General features: G+C 37.3%; 21 protein-coding genes. 19 read left to right on the top strand and 2 right to left on the bottom strand.

Features of this window, described 5'->3' with window-relative positions; genetic code table 11:
* The first annotated feature begins 304 nt into the window (after positions 1 to 304).
* From RHP56_RS07395 to RHP56_RS07360, 8 genes are all read left to right on the top strand, one after another.
* Positions 305 to 3,025, top strand: a complete 2,721-nt coding sequence (locus RHP56_RS07395) for a SpaA isopeptide-forming pilin-related protein (RefSeq protein ID WP_258984078.1) — start codon at positions 305 to 307, stop codon at positions 3,023 to 3,025.
* Positions 3,022 to 4,146: a pilin N-terminal domain-containing protein gene (locus RHP56_RS07390; protein WP_102753671.1), complete on the top strand. Its 1,125-nt coding sequence runs from the start codon at positions 3,022 to 3,024 to the stop codon at positions 4,144 to 4,146. The genes RHP56_RS07395 and RHP56_RS07390 overlap by 4 nt, the downstream gene beginning before the upstream one ends.
* A complete protein-coding gene (locus RHP56_RS07385) occupies positions 4,136 to 5,653 on the top strand; it encodes a SpaH/EbpB family LPXTG-anchored major pilin (protein ID WP_025268340.1) in 1,518 nt (505 codons plus the stop codon). The genes RHP56_RS07390 and RHP56_RS07385 overlap by 11 nt, the downstream gene beginning before the upstream one ends.
* A 138-nt stretch (positions 5,654 to 5,791) precedes the next feature.
* Positions 5,792 to 6,979 carry a class C sortase gene (locus tag RHP56_RS07380; protein WP_102753670.1) on the top strand — a complete coding sequence of 396 codons (1,188 nt, stop codon included), beginning with the start codon at positions 5,792 to 5,794 and terminating at the stop codon, positions 6,977 to 6,979.
* Positions 6,972 to 8,126 carry a class C sortase gene (locus RHP56_RS07375; RefSeq protein WP_102753669.1) on the top strand — a complete coding sequence of 385 codons (1,155 nt, stop codon included), beginning with the start codon at positions 6,972 to 6,974 and terminating at the stop codon, positions 8,124 to 8,126. The genes RHP56_RS07380 and RHP56_RS07375 overlap by 8 nt, the downstream gene beginning before the upstream one ends.
* 69 nt (positions 8,127 to 8,195) lie before the next feature.
* Positions 8,196 to 8,645, top strand: a complete 450-nt coding sequence (tsaE, locus tag RHP56_RS07370) for a tRNA (adenosine(37)-N6)-threonylcarbamoyltransferase complex ATPase subunit type 1 TsaE (protein ID WP_002815260.1) — start codon at positions 8,196 to 8,198, stop codon at positions 8,643 to 8,645.
* Complete coding sequence (locus tag RHP56_RS07365) at positions 8,642 to 9,130, top strand: GNAT family N-acetyltransferase (RefSeq protein ID WP_002815259.1); 489 nt, start codon at positions 8,642 to 8,644, stop codon at positions 9,128 to 9,130. The genes tsaE and RHP56_RS07365 overlap by 4 nt, the downstream gene beginning before the upstream one ends.
* Positions 9,131 to 9,132: 2 nt before the next feature.
* A complete protein-coding gene (locus RHP56_RS07360) occupies positions 9,133 to 9,666 on the top strand; it encodes a 3'-5' exonuclease (RefSeq protein WP_011680197.1) in 534 nt (177 codons plus the stop codon).
* Positions 9,667 to 9,701: 35 nt separating this feature from the next.
* Here RHP56_RS07360 and RHP56_RS07355 read toward each other — a convergent pair whose 3' ends face one another.
* Positions 9,702 to 10,520: an exodeoxyribonuclease III gene (locus RHP56_RS07355; protein ID WP_014325001.1), complete on the bottom strand. Its 819-nt coding sequence runs from the start codon at positions 10,518 to 10,520 to the stop codon at positions 9,702 to 9,704.
* Between the two features lie 57 nt (positions 10,521 to 10,577).
* Entirely contained in the window at positions 10,578 to 11,399 is an 822-nt protein-coding gene (locus tag RHP56_RS07350; RefSeq protein ID WP_102753668.1) for an NAD(P)H-hydrate dehydratase, read from the bottom strand.
* A gap of 116 nt (positions 11,400 to 11,515) precedes the next feature.
* Between RHP56_RS07350 and RHP56_RS07345 the strand changes: the two genes are divergently transcribed.
* The 11 genes from RHP56_RS07345 to priA all read left to right on the top strand — a co-directional run bounded on the left by RHP56_RS07345 (position 11,516) and on the right by priA (position 24,455).
* Positions 11,516 to 12,721 (top strand): DUF2075 domain-containing protein, encoded by a 1,206-nt coding sequence (locus RHP56_RS07345; protein WP_102753667.1) that lies wholly within the window; start codon positions 11,516 to 11,518, stop codon positions 12,719 to 12,721.
* Between the two features lie 127 nt (positions 12,722 to 12,848).
* Complete coding sequence (pepV, locus tag RHP56_RS07340; RefSeq protein WP_011680193.1) at positions 12,849 to 14,264, top strand: dipeptidase PepV; 1,416 nt, start codon at positions 12,849 to 12,851, stop codon at positions 14,262 to 14,264.
* Positions 14,265 to 14,674: 410 nt separating this feature from the next.
* Positions 14,675 to 15,409 carry a cyclase family protein gene (locus RHP56_RS07335; protein WP_102753146.1) on the top strand — a complete coding sequence of 245 codons (735 nt, stop codon included), beginning with the start codon at positions 14,675 to 14,677 and terminating at the stop codon, positions 15,407 to 15,409.
* Between the two features lie 165 nt (positions 15,410 to 15,574).
* The gene (gene tig / locus RHP56_RS07330; protein ID WP_025268335.1) at positions 15,575 to 16,870 is read left to right on the top strand and encodes a trigger factor; all 1,296 of its coding nucleotides are present in this window, start codon (positions 15,575 to 15,577) and stop codon (positions 16,868 to 16,870) included.
* 140 nt (positions 16,871 to 17,010) lie between these two features.
* Complete coding sequence (gene clpX / locus RHP56_RS07325) at positions 17,011 to 18,261, top strand: ATP-dependent Clp protease ATP-binding subunit ClpX (RefSeq protein WP_011680190.1); 1,251 nt, start codon at positions 17,011 to 17,013, stop codon at positions 18,259 to 18,261.
* A complete protein-coding gene (gene yihA, locus RHP56_RS07320; protein ID WP_102753147.1) occupies positions 18,262 to 18,846 on the top strand; it encodes a ribosome biogenesis GTP-binding protein YihA/YsxC in 585 nt (194 codons plus the stop codon).
* A 103-nt stretch (positions 18,847 to 18,949) separates the two neighbouring features.
* Positions 18,950 to 19,393: a peptide-methionine (R)-S-oxide reductase MsrB gene (gene msrB / locus RHP56_RS07315; RefSeq protein WP_010281611.1), complete on the top strand. Its 444-nt coding sequence runs from the start codon at positions 18,950 to 18,952 to the stop codon at positions 19,391 to 19,393.
* Between the two features lie 102 nt (positions 19,394 to 19,495).
* A complete protein-coding gene (gene pnuC / locus RHP56_RS07310; protein ID WP_011680189.1) occupies positions 19,496 to 20,263 on the top strand; it encodes a nicotinamide riboside transporter PnuC in 768 nt (255 codons plus the stop codon).
* 45 nt (positions 20,264 to 20,308) lie between these two features.
* On the top strand, positions 20,309 to 21,451 hold the full coding sequence (locus RHP56_RS07305) for a nicotinamide-nucleotide adenylyltransferase (protein ID WP_002815228.1): 1,143 nt from the start codon (positions 20,309 to 20,311) through the stop codon (positions 21,449 to 21,451).
* Between the two features lie 41 nt (positions 21,452 to 21,492).
* Positions 21,493 to 22,047: a GNAT family N-acetyltransferase gene (locus RHP56_RS07300; protein WP_102753148.1), complete on the top strand. Its 555-nt coding sequence runs from the start codon at positions 21,493 to 21,495 to the stop codon at positions 22,045 to 22,047.
* On the top strand, positions 22,044 to 24,455 hold the full coding sequence (gene priA, locus RHP56_RS07295; protein ID WP_102753149.1) for a primosomal protein N': 2,412 nt from the start codon (positions 22,044 to 22,046) through the stop codon (positions 24,453 to 24,455). The genes RHP56_RS07300 and priA overlap by 4 nt, the downstream gene beginning before the upstream one ends.
* Positions 24,456 to 24,462 lie beyond the last annotated feature (7 nt).

The following is a 24,462-nucleotide window of genomic DNA, read 5'->3' as shown; positions in this document are numbered from 1 at the left end:
TGAAATTGCAAAAGGATTCATACATAATATGAAGTACTTGTGATCATATAGCTTAATTTCGAGAGAATAATCACATGTAATTTGTAGAGAAAGGTGGATAAAAATAGAGAAGTACATCACATAGTTACAGATTCTGTAATTGGTGAAAGTCATAATATATTTTAGCCTGTACTAAACTTTTATCAAAAAGAGTTTGTATTTTTAAAATTGCGGTTCTCAATACAAACTAGCAATTTTAACACTTTGTGAGAGAAGTGATGATTTTTAAAACAAGAACGCTGAAGAGTTCTTAGAAGGGAGAAATATGAAAAATAACATTCACAAGATTGTGAACGGCTTATTTCTGCGTGTCTTTGGAATTTTGTTGATATTGTCAACATTAGTAGCAAATGCGCTGATGATTCCACTAACTACAGTATCTGCTGCGAGTGATATTACGCCACAGTATACGAGTAATAGTACAGGCGTATTTCCCACTAATTCGTGGACTATTCCAGGTCAAAATACGGTAATAAATCATCAAGGTGGAGATGCTAGTAATGGCTGGGACAAGAATAGCAGTTGGAATGGGGATTCATCTGATACATCAAAATCATATTTGAAATTTGGTACTGACACTAGTAACCCAGATTACCAAATTCGTAAGTATGCTAAAGAAACGTCCACACCTGGGTTATACGATGTCTACTTGAATGCTAAAGGCAATAAATTAAAAGTTTACAAGCCGATTGACATTGTGTTAGTGGTTGATATGTCTGGATCAATGAATCCAGAAAGTAATGGTGGTACAGATAGAATAACAGCGGTTAAAAATGGTATTAGCGATTTTTTCAAACAAATAAAGAATTCTGGGTTTGCTCAATATGTTAATGTTGGCTTAGTTGGATTTTCCAGTCCTGATAAATTTGGTATGAATGCACAAGGTTATGTTACTGGGCCAATTAGCCGAAGTGATAATCAGGATAATATAAATGATATTTTAAATAATAAGCTGAACAAAGCTAATTTTAAGGGTGGTACGTTCACACAATTAGGGTTACATCAAGCTCAGAATATGCTTTCCGGTCAAAGCAGTGACAATAAGAAAATGTTAATCTTGATGACTGACGGAGTTCCTTCTTATTCAAACAAAGTTTTATCTGCTGTTTCTTCTAATGGTATGACTCTTGGTACGTCATTTGATTACAAAAATTATAACGCCCCAGGGGTTACTTCAGCATTTAATAATAATAAGTATAGATGGGATAGTTACACACAAAAATACATATCTGATGGCGTAAATTTTTATTATAACGTAGATGGACTGCCAATTAAAGATACATGGTCAGGAACATTAGGAGAAGCAGCTATCTCAAAAAAAATAGGTACAGAAATTCATGCTTTAGGAATTCAGCTAGCTGATGATTATTATCAAGGAAATAATGTTTATCTTAGTAAGAGTGAGATTCGAGCACGGATGAATCTTCTTGTTTCCCCGTCTCACTATCAAGACGCAAATGATGCAGTAGGGGTACAAAAATATCTTTATGATCAGGCACAAACAGTCCTAAGTCAATTCAACACGGTCAACCAAGGCAGTATTTCAGATCCGTTAGGTTCTCAATTTATTTACGGAGATGACACGCCGACGGTTAAGAGTGTAGGAAGTAGTGTTGTTCAGAATTTACCAACAGTTACCAAATCAAACGGAAGTATCTCTGTAAGTAATATTAATCTGGGGAAAGATCAAGAAATTCAAATACATTATCAGGTGCATTTAAATACTGAATCAGATAATTTTAAACCGGATTACTGGTATCAGATGAATGGCAAAACAACATTTACACCGACAAAGGATAGTAACGCTGTAGAATTTGGTGTTCCTTCTGCGAAAGCACCTGGAACGGTGCTAAAGGTTATCAAACAATGGCAAGAGTTGACAGATTCATCGAAGCGACCAGATAGTATTAATTTTGAAGTAACGCGAACTACGAACAACCAATCAAACGATTGGCGGGCAACTGGTACTTTGAGTAAATCGGATAATTGGTCTAAAACTTTCAAACAGTTGAATAGAAATAATCAATCGGTTTCGTTACCAGCTTATGATAACAAAGGTGGAACGTTCAATTATCAGGTGCTAAACGAAAGTACGGATGGTTACGTTTCAAGCATTACTAACAAAATAAATGAGTCAACGATAACAAATACACAATATGGTTTGATTATTGATAAGTATGCAAGTAACTCGAAAAATAAACTCACTGGTGCTGAATTTATTGTTAAATCAACGGATGGCAAGCAGTCCTATACATTAAAAGATAATCAGTTACAGCAACTGACACCAGGGGATTACACCATTCAAGAAACTAAGAGTCCATCTGGGTATCAACTTGATTCTACGGTTTATCCAATAACACTATCGCAAGATGGAAAATGGTCAAGTAGCGGTCAAGGTATTAATGTGAAATCACCAACCACGGATGGCAACGGCTATAAAGATGGTTTTTCTATTGCTACTGACAAATCAAACAATACTGATAAGAATAATGTTGTTAGATTTGTCAAAAATGATACTTTCAAGAAGTTTGATCTGACAGTTAATAAAGTTGACAAAACAACTGGAAATGCGTTAAAAGGTGCTAAATTCACATTAACTGACTCTGATGGCAAAACATCAGTTTACAAAGAAACCGATCCAACGTCGACTTTCACTTTTGAAAATCTTTCATCAGGAACATATACTTTGAAAGAATCAAAAGCTCCTGATGGATACATTGCTAGTAAAGATGTCACAATAATAATTTCTGATGATGGCAGTATTAAGGTAACTAACAATAATGGTGATTGGAAATCAACTTTACAAAATGATGCAGGTAACAATCAGATTAGCCTAACGGTCAACAATTCAAATAAAACTGTTTTTCCATCTACAGGTGGCACTGGTATTGTGCGCTACATGTTGATAGCTGGTGCCTTTATATTAATTGCCTTGGGTGCTAGCGGTTATTATATTTTCCGAATAAAGAGGGGTAACCGATCATGATTAAAAAAATGATTGTGTTTATCATTACCTGTATTTCATTTGGGTTGCTTAGCTTGCAACAAGACAATTTAAAGGTTTTAGCCGATACTGATAACCAATTTACGATAGAATTGCATCATCAGTTGAGTGTGTATGAATCAAATCCAGTATCCTATACTCCTGGCAGTAACGTAACATTTCAATTGTATGATTTGACGGCTGATTACCAGAAGCATGAAGATGATGAAAATTACTTTGCAGATTTGAAATCTCAAAATCAGGGTATTCAAAACTATATTCAAGACAATCATATTCGTTTGATGGATACTAAAACCACTGATGACAATGGACAGGCAACATTTCATGTTTCAAAAGAATATGGAAAAGCTTATCTTATTGTGCAACAAAAAAGTAGCCAACTTGAAAGTGATGGTTTGTCCTATGAGCAGGTTAGTGACCCAGTCGCATTTTCGCTAAGAAATCAAGATATGGATAAAAATAAGCTTGAAATTGAGACCAAATCTGCTATTGTGACACGCATACCATATTTTTTTAAATATGGAAAAACGCTTGATCATAAAGAATTACCATTAGCAGGTGTCAAATTTGTGTTGTATAAAACAGTTGACAACCAAAAAAAATACCTGACTGATGACAATAGTTGGAAAACCACTGATGACCCATTACATGAGAAAAAAGTAAAAAAAATCGTATCTGATGATACCGGTTTAGTTGCTTTGAATAATAGTAAGCTACCCACGGGTCAATATTATTTTCAAGAGGTTCAAACATTAAAGAACTTTGAAATATCTTCTCAGGCAAAACACATTAGTGTTAATATCCCAGCAGTCACTAGCTTAGCTAATGTACCGCCAATTACTGTTAATGGCGAGCCGTTGTCTAAAATAGCTGCGGGTGTGATACCTAATGACGTGTATCAAAATGCAAGTCCGAGAGTTTTGAATTACCAAAAAAAGCAACCCACTAAGAAACCACCGTTTAGCTTGCCATTCTTACCAGAAACAGGAATAGCAATTGGTTCAATTTCTTTAGTCGGTTTGTTGATTATTTTATTGGTAATATTGATAAAAATTTATAAGAAGAAATTACAATTAAAAAGGAGTTTTAAAAATGAAAAGTAAATCATGGTCACAAATGGCTAATGCGATTTTACTCGTACTTCCTCTTTTAGTATCAGCCTTGTTTGGTATTACTAATGTATCTGCGGACACAACAGATAGTGTTAATGTTACATTGCATAAAAGGGTCTTTGATGAAGGACAAGTACCGGATAGTAAGACCAATACAGGTGAAGTAGATAATAATTTTGGTGGAACGCCATTAGCAGGTGTTACTTTTACAGCTTATGATGTAACTGACCATTATTTGAACTTACGTTCTAGTGGTGACACTGCTGAAAAAGCATCCCAAGAGGTTCAATCTGATGCCGCTGATGCTGCACCAAGTTACGCCACAAAAGTTGCAGAAGGTGTAACAGCTGGAGCCGATGGCACAGTAACTTTTTCAAATTTGAAGTCTAAGGACGGCGATAAAGACAAGGTTTACTTGTTTGTTGAAACAAATTCACCAACAAATATTACACAAAAAGCTGCTCCAATTGTGTTAGCTTTACCTGTTTATAAGTCAGGGTCAGACTCAGAAATTAATTCTGATGTTCACGTTTATCCCAAGAACGAACAAACTGATGCTATTACAAAAGATTTAAGTGACGAAAGTAAAAAAGATTTGATTGTGACATTGCCTGATGGATCAAAGGTTTATAATGCCACTTATGGTCAAAAATTTGGTTATCAATTGCAAATAGCAGTACCATGGAACATTGCGGATAAAGATACATTTAATGTAGTTGATACGCCCAACTTAGGTATTGATGATGATGCTACTACGGTAAAGGTTGCAGGATTAACTGAAGGAACTGACTATACAGTTTCAGCAACTGATGCAACTGACAAAAATGGTAAAGGTTTTAAAATAACATTTAATCCAACTGCAGCTGCTGTTAAGGCTGCTGCCGGTAAAAAGTTAACAGTTACTTATGATGCTACCTTGACTAATGCTGCTGTTCCTGACAAAGCATTGAACAACACTGCGACTGTTAAAATTGGTAATGATCCAGAATCATCAGTAACAGGACCTGAAATTTACACTGGTGGTGTGAAATTTGTTAAGCAAGACAAGCAAAGTGCTGCAAAGCTTGCTGGTGCAGAGTTCCAGTTGGTTAAGTTAAATGCTAATGGTGACAAAGTTGCCTACGCAACGCAAGCAACTGATGGTTCATACACATGGGCATCAAATAATGACTCAGCGACAACATATACATCAAATGATCAAGGATCAGTTGAATTAAAGGGTCTTGAATATTCAAACAAGTTGGCTGATGGTCAAAGCTATGCACTTGTTGAAACAAAGTCTCCAGCTGGTTATGCGCTTTTGACAGCTCCTGTTAAGTTTACAGTTACTAAAGGAAGCTATGCTGACAATCAAACAATCACTGTGACAAACATTAAGAAGGGTATCTTACCATCAACTGGTGGTTCTGGTATCTACTTGTTCTTGATTGCAGGTGCACTTTTGATGAGTGGCGCATATGTTTGGAATAAGCGTAATAAAAAGAACCAAAATATTTAATCATATTTGAAAACTAAAGTGCAAACCATGTTCGTGGTAAGCACTTTTTTTATAAAAATGAATACTATGTTCATAATTCTTTGGAATAATGGTTTTCATTGATATTATGAGCCGTGGTTTCAAAGGATAACTAGAACGATGGCAGAACAAAAACAAAATAACGCTAATATTTTTCTGAAACTGTTCATTGCATTAATGTTTTTCATTGGCTTTTTGGTGTTCATGTATCCTTTTATTGCTAATGGCGTGAATAACTATGTGGCCCAAAAAGAATTAAATGCTGTGAATCAACTAAATCAAAGCAATCAGAAAGCCAGTGCCAAGAAACTCGAAAAATTAATCAAAAAAAACAAACAAAAGTCAAAAAAAAATCAACAACTTGGTATATCACCTGTCAAGAATATCTTGGGGCAAACGTTGGAAAATGTACCCAAGGAGAGTAGAGAGTACTATCAAAAGCACTCGTTAGGCAGTATATTCATTCCTAAAATATCTCTGAGTTTACCGGTGTTTGATACAACGACTGACAGCCTTTTGTATAAAGGAATTACATTATTACCTGGCAGTTCTTATCCTGTTGGCGGCAAAAGTACGCATACCGTTTTGATGGGGCACAGTGGTTTGCCTAATCAAGAATTATTTACTCATCTGCACGAATTAAAAAAAGGCGATAAGTTTTTTTTGAAAGTGTATGGGAAACGTTTAGCTTATCAAGTTATTCGAATCAAAGTGGTTTTACCAACAGATCTAAGTGATATCACAATACAAAATAACCAAGATTTGGCAACGTTGGTCACATGTACACCCTATATGGTGAACACACATCGATTGTTGGTTACTGGGAAAAGGGTGCCGTTGGATAAAAGTTCATTTGATAAACAAGAAAAAAAGGCAGTATCATATCAAGGAAAATATTTGTTTTGTCTGACAGCACTGATTTTTATTTTTATGGCTTTAATTTTTTATATCATCAAACGTGAGCTTATTGAATTATTGTCACATAAAAGAAATTATCAGTTATCATTTTTTGTTTATAATAATGGACGTCTCATTTCTGGTTATAAATTCACTGTAGTAGATTATTTTGGTAAAAGAATATTAAATGACCAAGGTGAGTTATGTGAGTCTACGAGTGACTCAAGAGGCTATGTATCGTTTGGTGAAATTAATGGTGGCAGGTATAAAATAGTTCCGATGAATCCAAACATGAACCTCAAACCTTTTAAAGCGATAGTTAAACATTTAAAGGATAAAAAATTCTATATAAAAAAAGTAGTTAAAAATGGTTACCAAATTCAAACAGAAGGTGATGCAACAAATGACTAAGCAAACCAGTAAAAAAAAGAATAAACAAAATATATTTTTAAATATTATTTTTCTTATAGGATTTTTAGTAGCGTTGTATCCTTTTTATGTCGGTGCATTGAATCATTTTATTGACCAGCAACGAATCAAGACAATTCAAAAGGAAACTAATCAAGATATATCAGCAAAAGAAGCACGTATGCAACAGAAAAATGCACAGTTAAGAAAAGATGGCATTCAACCAGGGACTGATCCATTTTCTGGTTCCACTTACAAAGAGCATGTTGTATTGAAAGAGCATTTAATTGGCACAATCAGTATTTCTAAAATTAATGTGCATATTCCGCTTTTTGATACGACAAATGAAGAAACACTTAACTATGGCGCAACCGTCTTACAAGGAACATCTTTTCCACTGGGTGGGAAAGGCACGCATAGTGTTATTTCGGCGCACCGTGGCTTGGCTTCACGAATGTTATTTACGAACTTAAATCATGTTAAGAAAAACGATACTTTTGTATTAACGGTATTTCATAAAAAATTAGCCTATAAAGTTTTTAAAATTGAAGTTGTCAAACCTGAAGATTACCAAGGGCTGCAAGTTGAACCTGATAAAGACTTGGTAACGCTAATAACCTGCACACCTTATATGGTCAATTCACATCGTTTGTTGGTGACAGGATATCGAGTTCCTTATAATAAAAATATGGCAAAAAATATTGAAAATGCTGATAAGTTTAACAATATCAAGCAAGCTCTTATTATTGTTGGCATCATTTTATTAATTGCATTGCAATTTCTTTTCTTGTATAAACGCATCATACGTATCAAATTAGCTAAGAAAAAGTTTGATTTATCATTTTATCGTTTAGATGCTGATGGTAATCCCGTTTCATCTGTTGCCTTTCAATTGTTTTCTAAGAATAAAAAAGTTGCTTTAAAAAGAGATGGAGAATCATTAATTCGCCATTCAAATGATGAAGGGCTTGTTACATTTGATGATATTCCAGGCAGACTCTACTATGTTAAAGAGGCTACAACTAACAAAAATAGCGGGGTTATTGCTGGTGTAAAAAAGCTAAAGGATAAGAATATGACCTTTTATCCAACTAAAAAGTCAAAACCTTTTTTCCATTCGGATAACAATAAACTGTGGATTATTAGATAATGTATGAACTCAAAAAAGTAAATATATTTCGATTTAATCTTACCAATTCTCTCGTGCTATAATAAAACAATGAAAGAATTTTTAACAAACAATTTTGAGCAAACACAAAGTTTAGCTAGTAGAATAGCATCATTTGTTTATCCTGGTTTAGTGATCACGCTGAATGGTGATTTAGGAGCGGGGAAAACAACCTTTACCCAGGGATTTTCACGCGCTTTAGGGGTGAAGTCAAGGGTTAAGAGCCCAACATTTAATATTATGAATACTTATACAGCACGTGATTTTCCCATTTATCATTTTGATGCTTATCGATTGGAAATGACAGGTGCTGCTAATCAAGGATTCGAGGATTTTATCGGTACGGATGGTGTAACGCTTATTGAGTGGCCGCAATATATGAATGATTTGTTGCCAAATAATCGATTGGACATCACATTTACTCGAGGTGAGGATGATAACGAACGAACAATAAGTATCGCAGGTGTTGGTTCAGTTATTGAAATTGAGGAAAAACTATGACATTCGATATGAGCCAGCCGATTGCGTTCAGCTTAGAAGAAGCCAGCTTAACTAGAGCTGCTGAATGGCAACAATTAATTCAAGAATTAATGACGGAAACAGATACTTTTTTGATTGCAAGTATGCGTGATGGGGATGAAATACCTGTAAAAAACGATGCGCCGGCGATTACTTTGTTGTTGATTGCTGAACAAGGTGAACAATCATTACCGGTAGGAATAGGATCTATCGAAAATGAAGAAATCGGTGTGGCTATTTTGAAACAATTTCACGGTGCTGGTCTTGGTCAGGATTTAATGCGGTCACTTCTGGACTGGGCTAAACTTAACGGGTTATCAAAGGTATGGTTAGATGTACAAATTGATAATGACATCGCCGTGCATATTTATCAGAAATACGGGTTCTTAAGTGTTGATGAAAAAGAGCACTTTACCTTACCAAATGGTCGTGATACAGAGTTACAAAGAATGATCTTGGAGTTATAACTATGAATTTTGTAGCAATGGATTTTGAAACAGCAAACCGCGAAAAGCATTCGGCAGTTTCTATAGCCTTAGCAATTGTGCGTGATAATCAAGTAGTTGATAAATTTTATTCATTAATCAAGCCGGAAACAACGTTTAGCTCGTACAACACAGCTATTCATGGTCTCCATCGACAAGATGTAGCTGACGCGCCAAAGTTTCCCGAAGTTTGGCAAACAATTTCACCTTTTTTCACAGAAAATAAATTAGTGGTGGCCCACAACGCATCATTTGATAATAGTATCTTGAAAGGAACATTGCAGTATTACGATATTGATGAACCGCATTATTTGTTGTTGGATACGGTTCAAACCAGTCGTAAATTATTTCCAAATTTCGAAAATCATAAGTTAAACACTGTTGCTGGTAATTTAGGGATTACATTGGATCATCACCATAACGCGCTTGATGATGCAGTAGCCGCAGCCAATATCTTAATTTATGAATCTAATCATTTTGGAGCAGAAGTACTTAAGCCATATGTTAAAAATAAATAAATAAAAAGCCGTGCAATTTATGCATGGCTTTTTATTTATACATTAATTTCGAGAAGAATCGGTGCGTGATCCTGACGTGCACCCGTATCTATAACACAGGATTCTGTGACGTTTTCAGCGATTCGATCACTAACCAAGTAGTAATCAATTCGCCACCCGGAATTATTGATTTTACTTGTTTTACTAATTTGTGCCCACCAAGTATAAACACTTGGTGTGTCTGGATTTAATGATCGAAAAGTGTCTGTAAATCCAGCATCCAATAGTGCTGAAAACTTTTCCCGTTCCTGGTCAGTAAATCCAGCAGAATGACGATTTGGTTTTGGGTTTTTTAAATCAATTTCTTGGTGCGCGACGTTCATATCACCACTAAAAATAACTGGTTTGGTAGCGTCTAGGCGCTTGATATATTCACGATATTTATCATCCCACTCACCACGTTCAGGTAGACGTATCAACGAGCTTCCGGAATTAGGTGTATAAACAGTTGATAGGAAAAAAGTTGGAAATTCTAAGGTGATGATGCGTCCCTCTAAATCCATGGGACCTGGCGCACCAATAGTAGGATATTCCACCTGAATAGGTTCCACTTTGGAAAGCACCATCGTGCCAGAGTAGCCAGAGCGCGCAGTACTAGAATTTACATACAAATGATACTCTGGAAAAAGTTCTGCAATGGCTGTCGCTTGTTTTTTAGTTAAGCCTGTTGATTTCAATTTTGTTTCTTGGATGGCAAAAACGTCAGGGCGTATGGTCGCAATTTCGTTTAATGTGCTCCAAGTCATTTCACCACGGACACTTTTGTGTTCAACTGCAGCATTGATGGAATCAATATTCCATGAGATAAATTTCAAATTTTCGTCCCCCTGAGAGTTATATAAATATTTTAACATACTGTTTGTTTTCACGTATTAGCGAGCATATCGATGCATAAATTCAGGTATTGAGGCACTGATTTCTGTGGGTAGTGTGATGTAGCGGGTTTCAGCTAGTTCGTCAGCAATAGCAGAATGAGCATAGACTGCCGCTAAAATTGCCTCGGAAAACGACAACATAAACTGTGCCGTAAATCCGGCAATCATTCCGGCGAGTGTGTCACCCATCCCCCCTGTGGCCTGATAAGGTCCACCAACTGGTATTTCAAAAGCGCAGTCATTGGTATAAATTTGAGTATGATGTTGTTTTAAAACTAAAATCGGTTCAACATTCATCCTTTGTTGCGCTAGCATATTAAACGCTTCAAAGGCTTGTTCATTGATTGTCACACCACTTAGACGTTGCCACTCCATCTGATGTGGTGTTAAAACGAGTCGCGATTTTGGCCACTTTAGTTTATGTGCAGCAACTAGAGTTAAGGCAGAACCGTCAACGATGAGTATTTGACGTGGCAAAATAGCATAGAAGGTATGTTGTACTAAATCAATACGATTGCCTAAACCTGATCCGATTAAAACAACGTCTGATTTTTTAATATACTCGGTCAGATCCTCATTAAAATCAACAACCATTGCTTCTGGTAGGTGACTATGTAAAGCGGTAAAGTTTGATGGATCTGTGGCTACGGTTACTAGTCCGGCACCAGAATTAACTGCAGCCAATGCATTCATAATCACTGCACCACCAAATTGTGCCGTGCCGCCAATGATTAAAACACGGCCATAGGTTCCTTTGTGTGAGTCCTTGGCTCTTTTTTTAATAACTCGGTATAAAATATCTTCAGTTAATGTTTTCATAGTTTAATCCTTAACATTATTCTACACGAAAGTTTTGTTTAATGCACAAAGAAGGTGATAGGAGTGCTCATCTAGCGTGACTTTTTATGTGACTCATTATGTAGATAGTGTACAATATGTTTATGGAAAAAAATAGTTTTATTCTCTCTGATGAGGAAAAATTGTCAACTGAACAAGCACATTTGATTCAAGATGTGGTTGACTTTGCAAATCAGGGTTTGAAGCAAGAAAAAAAGAAAGTATTTATTATTGAAGGGGGCGCTGGTTCTGGGAAAAGTGTTGTACTATTTGAAATATTTAAACAACTTCAACATGCTGTTTTAAATAATGAGTCATCAGCACTTTATCAAAATAATAATTATTTACTGGTCAATCACGCTGAAATTTGGAAAATATATCGTGATTTAGCAGGGAAAACTGAAGAATTAAAAAAGAAACAGTTCCTAAAACCCACAACTTTTATTCATCAAATGGATAAAGAGCAGCGTCATGCAGATGTGGTATTAATTGATGAAGCACATTTACTATTAACTGAACCTGATCGCTACAATAAATTTAATCAAACCAACCAACTGGTCGAGATTATCAAACGTGCTCAAGTTATCATTTTAGTTTTTGATAGCCATCAAGTCTTAAAATTCAAAAGTATGTGGACTAATCAAAGGTTGGAACAAATCGTTTCACAGTACGCACCAACGCGTTATCAATTAAGTAATCAGTATCGTATGCTAGGTAATAACGAGCATGTTGTTCAATGGATTGACAATCTAACGCAAAATAAAGAAATTTCAACATTAGGCCTCGTTGACGGATTTGATTTTCAGATTTTTTCCAATGCTAATGATCTCTACAGAATGATTCAACAAAAAAATAAGCGGGTAGGAATGTCACGTTTGTTAGCAACAACGGATTATCCGTATACCGTTAATCGCGGTATCTGGTATGTGACGGTTGATGATTTCAAATTACCTTGGGATCAGTTAGACACAGGTACAGCACCATGGGCATTGAGACCGGACACAATTAATGAAGTAGGATCAGTGTACACAATTCAAGGTTTTGATTTGAACTATGCTGGTGTGATTATTGGACCCAGTATCACATTTGATGAAGATAAAAATAAAATCGTGGTTCATACCGAAAAATATGAGGATAACGCCGCTTTTCGACAAACAAAGGGTCATTCATTTAGTGAGCAAGAGAAAGAAGCTATTATGCTGAACGCGCTAAATGTGCTATTAAAGCGTGGCCGACAAGGGTTATATATTTGTGCTGCGGACCATGCATTGCGTAGAAAGCTAGCCACGATTATTAAAAAATAGTGGTTATAGCGCTATATAGTATATGGATACTTTGATTATTTAATCCTTGTTCCTGACATGAATATTAGAAAAAAATGCCATAACAGGGTATAATAACCCTATGAGTTACTAGAAAGGTTAAAAAAATATGACAGTTGATTGGAAACAAGAAACAGAGAAACGTAAAGCAGCCTATATCGAAGATTTAAAAGCCTTATTGGCTGTTGAATCTGTTCGTGACGATTCACAAGCAACGCCTGATGCACCTTTAGGTCCTGGACCAACAGCTGCCTTAGTTAAGATGTTGGCTATTGCTGAGCGAGATGGTTTCACTACCAAAAATATTGATAACATTGTGGGCTATATTGAAATTGGTCCCAAAGATGCTGATGAATATGTCGCTATTTTGTCTCATGTTGATGTGATGCCTGCAGGCGAGGGTTGGGATACCGAACCATTTGAACCTGTTGTAACGGATGATAAGATTATCGCCCGTGGTGCTTCAGACGATAAGGGGCCAGGAATGTCAGCCTACTATGCTTTCAAAATTTTGTCTGATTTGAATGTGCCATTGAAGCGTCGGGTTCGTCTGATTTTTGGAACTGATGAAGAAAATGATTGGACGGGGATGACTCGTTACTTTGAAGTTGAGCCAGAGCCTGTATTTGGCTTCTCACCTGATGCTGAATACCCAATCATTAATGGTGAAAAGGGTAACGTTCAAGTAATCATTAAAGGTGAAGCCACTAATGGTGGCACTGTTAAGCTTGTTGATTTTGAGTCTGGATTACGGACAAATATGGTCCCAGGTATTGCTCGTGCAACGGTAAAATCATCTCATTCAGAAAAAATTGTGACAGAATTCCAAGAGTTTTTGGTAGAAAATCCAAAGGTATCTGGTTCAACTGAAACTGATGGTGAGATCATCAAATTTGTCTTAAACGGTAAGCAAGTTCATGGGGCAATGCCAGAAACAGGAGAAAATGCTGGGACTTACTTAGCAAACTTCCTTCAAGACTTTGATTTTGGTGGTACAGCTAAGTCATTCTTAACGTATTTGGGAACACCAGCACACAATGATACTGTTGGCGAAAAATTCGGTGTTAAGTATACTGATGATGTGATGGGACCTTTGTCTATGAATGTCGGTATCCAGAAATTTGTTGATGGTGGTGAGGTCTTTATCAACTTTAATTTCCGTTATCCAAAGGGAATCACACCGGAAGAAATTGAAGCGGGTCTTGCTTCTCAATTGAATGGATGGGATGTGAAACCAACTATCGGTGGACATGCTCAAGTGCCTCATTATGTTGCACCTAGTGACCCAATTGTGGAAACACTACTTCGTGTTTATCATGATCAAACAGGATTGCCAGCACACGATCAAGTCATTGGTGGTGGAACATACGGTCGCTTAATGAAACGCGGTGTCGCTTATGGCGCATTATTCCCAGACTCACCAGACACAATGCACCAAGTTAATGAATTTGCTCTGCTTGATGATTTGTATCGTTCAATTTCGATATACGCGCAAGCAATTGCCGAAATTACTAATTTGGACTAAACAGCTCTTTAGGGCTGTTTTTTATTTTTGTTTAATTGATTTAAATTTAATGTTGAAACGCTAAAATAGTAAACAATCAAACAAAGGAGAAACGACTATGACACTATTAATTATTGTAGCTGTAGGTTTAATTGGTTTTTCATTGAAAAAAGTTTTACGTGTCGGACAACCACAGCCAGTTCGTGTGAAAAATGATCGCTAAATAAATTAACATCCTCTTATATTCGATATAATAAGTGTATGTTATCATGTGCCTTATTTTGAGTTAAACAAGTATCGATGTATGGTGATGAATGAAGTAAATATTAATAAAAACATAATAATGATAATAGTATTAGCATTATTATGTTTTTTTATGAGCTTAATGTTAGAATGGTTTTTATTATTAATCCAAGGAGTACAGTAGTTCTATGTCGATTCAAAATTTTCTGGTGGAATTAAAAAAAAGTAAATGGGTAGATTTGTCTCATGAATTTGGACCAAACTCACCCCATTTCCCCAAATTTAATGCGGCCTCTGCAAAAACGATCTTTACTAACGAAAAGGATGGCTTTTTGGTTAAAGAATTTAGTTTCGTGGGTCAGTACGCCACGCATATTGACCCGCCAATTCATTTTGGTGCTAAAAGTGGCGAATGGGTTACTGACATTCCGTTGAAAGATTTAATAGCCCCATTAGTTGTCATTGATAAATCCGACGTTGTCAAGAAAAATCCGGATTATTCACTAACAGTTGCTGATATTAAAGAATGGGAAAATGAAAACGGCTTAATACCAGAAGGTGCTTTTGTTGCTTTTAGAACTGATTGGTCAAAACGCTGGCCAAATCAAAAGTTAATGGATAATTTAGATAGTGATGGTCAAAAGCACTATCCTGGATGGTCAGCTGAGGCCATTGAATATATTTATGAAACGCGTCATGCAGTAGCTAATGGTCACGAAACTTATGACACGGATACAGCTGTAAATCAACCAACAAAAGGTTTTATAGCTGAAGAACTAGTTTTGAGGTCAGGACATTATCAAGTTGAAATGCTAACACATTTGGATGAAGTTCCGGCTACCGGAGCAATTATTTCTGTTATGACACCCAAGTTTGAGAAAGCGCCAGGTTTTCCAACTCGCGTAATTGCCTACTTACCATAATTTGTTGTAGGGTGCACAGCTATAATAATGGAAACGCCATAAAATGCTATTTCTAAAAAGTATGTCAATTTGTTTTATTTGAAGCGATAAAAATAGATAAAATGGTTGTGATATTCTTGAATTTAGTCTAAAATTATATAGTATTGAAAACTCGGAGGAAATAACATGTCTAAGTGGACACCAGCTGCGGATGAAAAAAACCAAGGCACATTAGAATTTGAAATCGCGCGTGCGCAAGTTGAAGAAGGTTTGGAACAAGCTTTCCAACGTAACAAGAACGAAGTTAGTATTCCTGGATTCCGTAAGGGTAAGGTAACTAAGCAACTCTTCTTCCAAAAGTTTGGTGAAGAAGCTTTGTACCAACAAGCAATGGACATTGTTTTGCCTGCTGCCTATGAAGCCGCAATTGATGAAGCTGGTATCACACCAGTTGGTCGTCCAAACATCGAACCCGTTTCAATGAATAAGGGTGAAGCTTGGACTTTAAAGGCTGTTGTCAAGACTGCCCCTGCTATTAAGTTGGGTGAATACTTGAACCTTGAAGTTGAAGCACAAGACGAAGAAGTTGCTGATGCTGATGTAGATGCTGAAATCAAGCGTTTGCAAGATGGCCAAGCAGAATTAGTTTTGCAAGAAGAATCAGTTAAGGCTGAAAACGGCGATACTGTTGTGATTGATTTTGACGGTTCAGTTGATGGCGTTAAGTTTGATGGCGGACAAGGCAAGGACTTCTCTCTAGCTTTGGGATCAGGTCAATTTATTCCTGGCTTTGAAGAACAATTAGTTGGTCACACAGCTGGTGAAGATGTCAATGTTAACGTAACATTCCCTGAAGACTATCAAGCTGCTGATTTGGCGGGCAAGGAAGCTTTGTTCGAAGTAACAATTCACGAATTGAAGCGCAAGGAATTGCCTGAATTAGATGATGAATTTGCCAAGGATGTTGATGAAGAAGTTGAAACATTAGCTGAATTGAAGGAAAAGACATCTAAGAAGTTAGCTGATGAGAAGGCACAAGCTGCTAAAGCTGCTTTTGAAGACGCTGTTATTTCTAAGGCAGTTGATAATGCCTCAGTTGATGGCGATGAAATTCCAGCAGAAATGATCGATGAAGATGTACATCGTCAAATCGACCAATACTTGGGACAACTTCAACAACAAGGTATTTCACGTGAAATGTTCTTCCAAATTTCAGGTCAAACTGAAGATGATTTGCATAAGCAATTCGAAGAAGGTGCTGAAACACGTGTAAAGACTGGCTTGGTATTAGAAGCAATCGTTGCAGCTGAAAAGATCGATCCTTCAGCAGAACAAGTTTCTGAAGAAGTTGCTAGCTTGGCTGCGCAATACAACATGGAAGAAGATAAAGTGCGTGCCGCTATCTCTGAATCAATGTTGAAGCATGATATTGCTATGCGCGAAGCTATTAAGAAAGTTACTGACTCTGCTAAAGCAGTTTAAATAAAATAAAAAAGCCGACAGGCTTTTTTATTTTGGTTTGAATTAATTTATAAACACACATACTATCATAATTTACTATTTCGTGCGTAGGAATAAACTGGTAGAATGGAGGAAGTAACTAAAAGTTTAGGATAATAATCATGGCGAATACACCAAATTTTGAAGAAGAAATACACTGCAGTTTTTGTGGAAAATCTGCAAGTGAAGTAAAAAAGATTGTTGCCGGGCCAAATGATGTTTACATTTGTAATGAGTGTGTTGCTTTGGCTGAAGGCATTATTGAAGAAGAATTGACTGTAGATCGTGCAGCAGAAGTGTTGTCACTGCCAACACCACACGAGATTGTTAATGAGTTAAATGATTATGTTATTGGACAAGAAGATGCTAAGAAGACTCTGGCGGTAGCTGTATATAATCACTATAAACGTATTAATGAAAACGTGGCGCCAACATTAGATGTTGAGCTACAAAAATCAAACATTGCTTTGATGGGGCCAACTGGTTCGGGTAAAACTTATTTAGCACAAAGCTTGGCACGTATTCTGAACGTACCATTCGCAATTGCTGATGCAACTACATTGACTGAAGCGGGTTATGTTGGTGAAGACGTTGAAAATATTATTTTGAAATTACTACAAGCAGCTGATTTTGATGTTGCAGCTGCTGAGCGTGGTATTATTTACGTTGATGAAATTGACAAAATTGCTAAAAAATCAGAGAACGTCTCCATCACACGTGATGTTTCTGGTGAAGGAGTTCAGCAGGCACTATTAAAAATGCTTGAAGGGACAACTGCCAGCGTGCCACCTCAAGGAGGCCGTAAGCATCCACAGCAAGAGTTGATTCAAGTGAATACGACCAACATTTTGTTTATCGTTGGTGGTGCGTTTGCTGGGATTGACACAATCATTAAGGAACGACTGGGCGAACGAGTTATTGGTTTTGGTTCAGATGCAAATGAAAACGCTGAGGCTTTGAATGACGACAATATTTTGCATCATGTGCAACCAGAAGATATGACCAAGTTTGGGTTAATTCCAGAATTTATTGGTCGTCTGCCTATTGTAACTGTGTTAGACGAGTTGACTATTTCTGATTTAACAAGAATTTTGACAGAGCCTAAAAATGCTTTAATTAAGCAATACACTGCTCTTTTGGGTCTAGATGATGTTGAACTTGAATTTCAACCGGATGCATTGGATGCAATGGCTAGTGTTGCGATTAAGCGACACACTGGCGCTCGAGGATTACGCTCAATCATTGAAAATGTGATGAAGGATGTCATGTTCGATATTCCCAGTCGTGATGATGTTGCTAAAGTTATTATTACCAAAGCCAGCGTGGAACAGGGTGAACAGCCAGAACTGCAATTAAAAAAGGTGAGTGAATAAATGGATGTACACAATGTCGAAATGGTGATGAGTGCTGTATCAGCGTCTCAGTATCCAACAGACGGAAAACCTGAAATAGCTTTGGTTGGCCGTTCAAATGTCGGTAAATCTTCTTTAACAAACACACTAATCCAACGAAAAAATTTTGCTCGCACATCTTCACAACCAGGTAAGACACAAACGTTAAACTTTTATGATGTTGAAGATAAATTATATTTCGTTGATGTTCCTGGATATGGATATGCTAAAGTTTCAAAGGCCCAGCGTGAAGCTTTCGGTGTAATGATTGAAGAATACATCACTAGTCGTAAACAGCTACGTGGTGTTATTAGTTTAGTAGATGCACGCCATGAGCCTAGTGAAGACGATATCTCAATGTACGAATGGCTACATTACTATAATATTCCAATTTTAGTTGTAGCAACTAAGTCAGATAAAATTTCGCGTGGTAAGTTTAATAAAGCTGAGTCAGTCATTAAAAAAGCATTAGGCTTTGATGATGAAGACAGTGATTTCCAATTTTTCTCATCGGAAACAAAATATGGTAAAGATGAAGTGTGGCATTGGATTGAACAACATATTTAAAATGTTGGCAGAAATGCCGACATTTTTTTATTTTCGCCGCTAAGTTCTATTGGTTGACGTATCTTAAAACCAGCGTAAAATTAAAAAATAAAAAGAGGATTTTATGACAAAATATAACGATGAAGAATTGCGTGCTCGTTTGACACCGGAAGAATACGAGGTGACTCAACATGCGGCAACAGAACGCCCGTTCACTGGTAAGTATGACCAATGGTGGGAGGATGGTATTTTCGTTGATGTTGTCAGTGGTGAACCATTGTTTAGTTCAACGGATAAGTACGATTCCGGCTGTGGTTGGCCATCATTTACAAAAGGAATCGATGACGACGAGCATTTACAAGAAAATACAGATCGTTCATTAGGAATGACAAGGACAGAAATTACTTCAAAAGAAGCGGCATCTCATTTGGGTCATGTGTTTAATGATGGATTGCCTGATCGTGGTGGCTTAAGATATTGTATCAATTCAGCTAGCTTACGGTTCATTCCAAAAAAAGATTTAGAAAAAGATGGCTACGGCAAATATTTGAAATTGTTTAAAGATTAGATTAATAGCTGGTTTTTGGACGGCAAAATCTCCCTAAACTAATCGGTTTTTTAGGCTATTTACTGATATAATGAAATAAATAATTATTAGGGAGAATCTATAATGGTTGAGGAACCAGTCTGGCATCGTTTTTGGCGCTACTTTAACCCCGTGAACATTTTCAAAGAATTGTTATTTGGCTGGAAATGGGCTGAAGGTGTATTGTTTTTAGTACTGATTTTACTGCAATTACTAGTTTGGACACTGGGTGTTGTTCACAATAGCACGCTCGATTGGTTTGGCTTGGCAACCGGGATGATGAACATTATCACTGTTGTATTGGTCGCCAAGGGTCGTATAACAAATTATTTTTGGGGCCTGATTTATTCTGTTATGTACATGCCACTGGCCTTTCAGTCACAGTTGTTTGGTGAGGTTGCTTTAAGTGCATTTTGGGTTGTTATGCAATTTGTTGGTGTTGCAGCTTGGCTTGGCTTTATGAAACGCGATAATTTATCAGAAAAAGACAGTCAAGATGTGGTAGCGACTAAATATATGACCTTCAAACAATGGCTTCTAGTTATCCCAGTATTCCTAGTTATATTAGTGATTGTTGGTATGATTTTACATCAGGCTGGGTCAAGACAACCGTACATGGATGGATTGACAACAACCATATCAATGGGGGCTCAAATTCTGCAAACCGCAAAGTTTGCGGAATCATGGTATGCTTGGCTACTCTTTGATATAGTCGAAATTGTTTTGTGGGGACGTGCTTGGACGGGACATGCGGATCCTAGTGCGTTTGCTATGTTAGGTATGAACCTCGCCTTATCTGTCAATGCTATATACGGTATTATTCAGTGGCGAAAGTTAACCAAAAAAGAATGAACATGCGCAATGTTCAAATTTTAATAGGATATAATTAATAAAGTCATGAGAACAATTGCAGGGAACTTATTCACAGATGATCTTCAAGGTGACAAAATTGGCGTTTTCTTTGGTACGTTAGCACCAATGCACGTAGGGCACCAAGCAGAAATTTATAAAGCGGCTGCCTTAAATGATGGTGTCGTTGTTATTGCTTCTGGTTACACAAACGATAGAGGGTACCAAATCGGATTATCCGTTGAGAAACGTTTTCGCTATTTGAGAGAAGCATTTAGTGACGAAACAGATATTAAAGTTGATTACATCAATGAAGACAATATCCCAATGATGCCTGATGGTTGGGATGAGTGGACACGAATAATTGTTGAAACGGTTAAGCGTAATATTGTTAATAAAGATGCAACGATTACATTTTATACCGGTGAGAAAGATTACAAAAATCAATTAGAAACAAGATTACCGAAGAACGGTCAGTTCAAAGTGAGCTTGATGGATCGCACTGTATTAAAAATATCAGCAACAGATATTCGAAAAGATCCTATTGGAAACTGGGATTACATTAACCGTGTTTTTCGACGCCATTTTGCTAAAAAAGTCACGGTGATGGGATCAGCTTCAACAGGAAAATCCACATTAGTGCGTCGTTTGGCTCGAACAAGTAATTCACCATTTTCAGAAGAGTATGCTCGTGAGTATCAAGAAAAATCGAATGTTAGCGATGAAGAGTTAGTCGTTAAAGACTACATCCGTTTAATTCAAGGGCAATATGATGCGAACTCAAGAGAAATTAATTCTCCAGCTAACAATGGTCTAACGATTTTTGATACTGATGCAATGGTGACCAAAGTATATGCAGATATGTGGTTAAACGATGTGGATAATGCGCAGCTGAAGCCATTGTTTGATAATACAATTGGTGAGGAGTTGATTGACTTAATTCTACTTATTCCACCGGTGACTCCTTATGTTGATGACGGCTTCCGAAATATGACAACTTCAGATAATGATTCGCGTTGGGCTTTCCACCGCCATTTGTTAGAAGTGATTGAAGAATATGGATTTACGGACAAACTAGTAATTCTTGATGCAAAAGGCGATAGTGATGATCCTTATGGATATTATGCACGTTACTTACAAGCACTAGATGCTATTCAAACTAGAACAGGATTTAATATTAAGCATATTTAGAGAAAAACTGGTTTTATACCGGTTTTTTTTGAAAGGTAAAAATGATAAAATTACGACAATTCAAAACAGAAGATTTAGCGTTATTTTGGGAAACAGCTTATAGTGATCCGCAAGCTGAGTGGACTAAATGGAACGGACCATATTTTAAAGATGTGTTACCTAAAAAAGACGATTTTATCAATAATATTGGCCCTGAAAGATTCGTGAATAATATGAATCGGCGGGTTATTTTATACGACGGTCAAATTATTGGTGATGTGAGTGCATATTTTGAGGATGGACAATTAAAATCTTGGCTTGAAGTAGGAATTGTTATTTATCAACAAGCAACATGGCAACAAGGAATTGGCACCCGTGCATTAGGTATGTGGTTGGAAATATTATTTGAGCAATATGACAGTTTACCACATATTGGTTTAACCACTTGGTCTGGTAATGAGGCTATGATGCGTGTAAGCGAGAAACTGGGTTTAAAATTAGAAGGACAAATCCGACAAGTGAGATGGTGGCAAGGTCAGTATTGGGATAGCATGAAATATGGCATTTTGCGAAATGAAATGACGCCTATAAGCCCCTCTGGTAAAATAGAGTTATGACGAAACAATACGCACAAATCATTGTTGATGTGCCAACAATGCAAACTGATCAGCCTTATACCTATGCCGTTCCGGAGAATATGATAGATTCGCTATTGTTGGGCATGCGTGTGACGGTGCCTTTTGGTCGCCGGAATGTGATGGGATTTGTTGTTGGTTTAATCGCTTCAACTGACTTACCAGTGGAACAAGTGCGCCCAATTCAGCAAATATTAGATTTAACACCGGTATTAAATACAGAACTACTAAATCTATCTGATTACTTAGCCAGTGAAACATTTGCTTTTCGAATTACAATTTTACAAACGATGCTGCCAAATGTGTTTAAAGCAAACTACGAGCGTACTTTAAGGATTATTGACGAAGTGGATGACGATGTACGTGATCGTTTATTTAAAGGGCTTGATGAGATAGCTTTTAAAACAGGCGACTTTACTGAGCAAGATATGGCAACTTTGCTTAAGCTACGTCGTCAACATAAAATTGATGTAGAAGTGGCAGTGCATGACAAGGCGAAGATAAAGACACAATTAGCTTATCAGTTCAGTGATGATGTTGAATTTTTGGAGGATGAGTTAAGAGGATTACGATCTTCAGCAAAGAAACAAGAAACGTTGTTGCAGTTCATACTCGGTCATTTGGCTGAAACATGGGTGAAAAAGGACCTGCAGGATGTTATCGATATCAGTGACGCCGTCTTAAACCAAGCTGCAACTAAAAAATGGTTAATGAAAACAAAAGTGGAGCTTCTTCGCGATCCATTTCATGCTGAAGTTAAACAAACAGCGTTACTTGAGTTAAATGCGCAGCAACAAGAGGCCTATGAACGTATTTCTGGTACATTTGATGCGCAAAGGTTTCAACCATTTTTACTTGAAGGTATTACTGGCTCAGGTAAAACTGAAGTTTACTTACAGGTGGCACAACATGTTTTTGAGCAGGGAAAAACGGTTCTTTTTTTGGTGCCTGAAATTGCCCTCACGCCACAAATGGTTAGAAGGGTCAAAGGCCGTTTTGGTGCCCAGACAGCAGTTTTACATTCGGGATTAAGTGATGGTGAACGCTACGATGAGTGGCGTAGAATTGAGCGCGGTGATGTGAAAATTGTTGTTGGTGCACGTTCTGCTGTGTTTGCCCCACTGACAAATATTGGTTTAATTATTGTTGATGAAGAACATGAAACAACCTATAAACAGTCTGATAATCCGCGGTATGATGCCAGAAATATCGCACTCTGGCGTGGCCAATACTATCAAATACCGGTTATTTTGGGCTCAGCGACACCTTCTTTGGAGAGTCGTGCGCGAGCACAACGCGGTGTTTATGAACTATTAACACTGACACAGCGCGCAGGAGGCGCAAAACTACCGAGCGTTAATGTGATTGATATGAAAGAAACGCTGTCACGAGGACCAGAGACCAATTTTTCGGAAGAATTACGTATCAAATTAGCCGACCGTTTGGCGAAAGGTGAACAAAGTGTGTTGATGCTCAATCGCCGAGGATTTTCAAGTTTCGTGATGTGTCGAGACTGTGGTTATGTTCCATGTGATCCTAATTGTAATTTAGCTATGACACTGCACATGGACACACATACACTGAAGTGCCACTACTGTGGTCATGAAGAAAAAATACCCACTATCTGTGCGCAATGTGGTTCTAAACGTATACGTTATTATGGGACTGGTACAGAAAAGGTTGAAGCTGAGTTACAAGAATTATTTCCTGATGCGCGGGTGATTCGTATGGATCAAGATACGACACGCAAAAAGGGTAGTATGGATAAGATGCTTCAAAAATTCGGTAATCATGAGGCAGATATTTTATTAGGCACGCAAATGATTGCTAAAGGACTCGACTTTCCTGATGTTACTTTAGTCGGTGTTTTGAATGCAGATACCTCTTTGGGATTGCCGGATTTCCATGCCAGTGAACGTACATTTCAATTGCTGACCCAAGTTAGTGGGCGAGCTGGACGGGCTAAAAAACCTGGTGAGGTGTTGGTGCAAACGTTCAATCCACAGCATTATGCAATTACTTATGCTCAAAATCATGATTATGAAGGTTTTTACAGACAAGAGATGGCCGTCCGGCATGCTGGAAATTACGCACCGTACTACTACACGGTTCAGATACAAGCCAGCCATTCAGATGAAAATCAAGCCGCCATTCAAATGCTGAAAGTTGCGCGCTGGCTACGTTCGCATGCTAAGAAAGATGTGATTATTTTAGGACCTTCGCCAAAGCCAATTGCTAAAATGCGCAAGCGCTATTACTTTCAAATTATCCTAAAGTTTAAAAAACGTAATGAAATGGACACGTTGCTACAGGAACTACAAAATCGCGCACAAAAGGCTAAAGGTGATTTGCAGCTAAGCATTGATCGTGATCCTGTCTCATTTATGTGATGTGTTA

This window comes from Leuconostoc sp. C5 (genome assembly GCF_056530425.1).
Note: the sequence above shows the minus strand (reverse complement) of the source record. Positions and strands in the feature narration are given on the sequence as shown.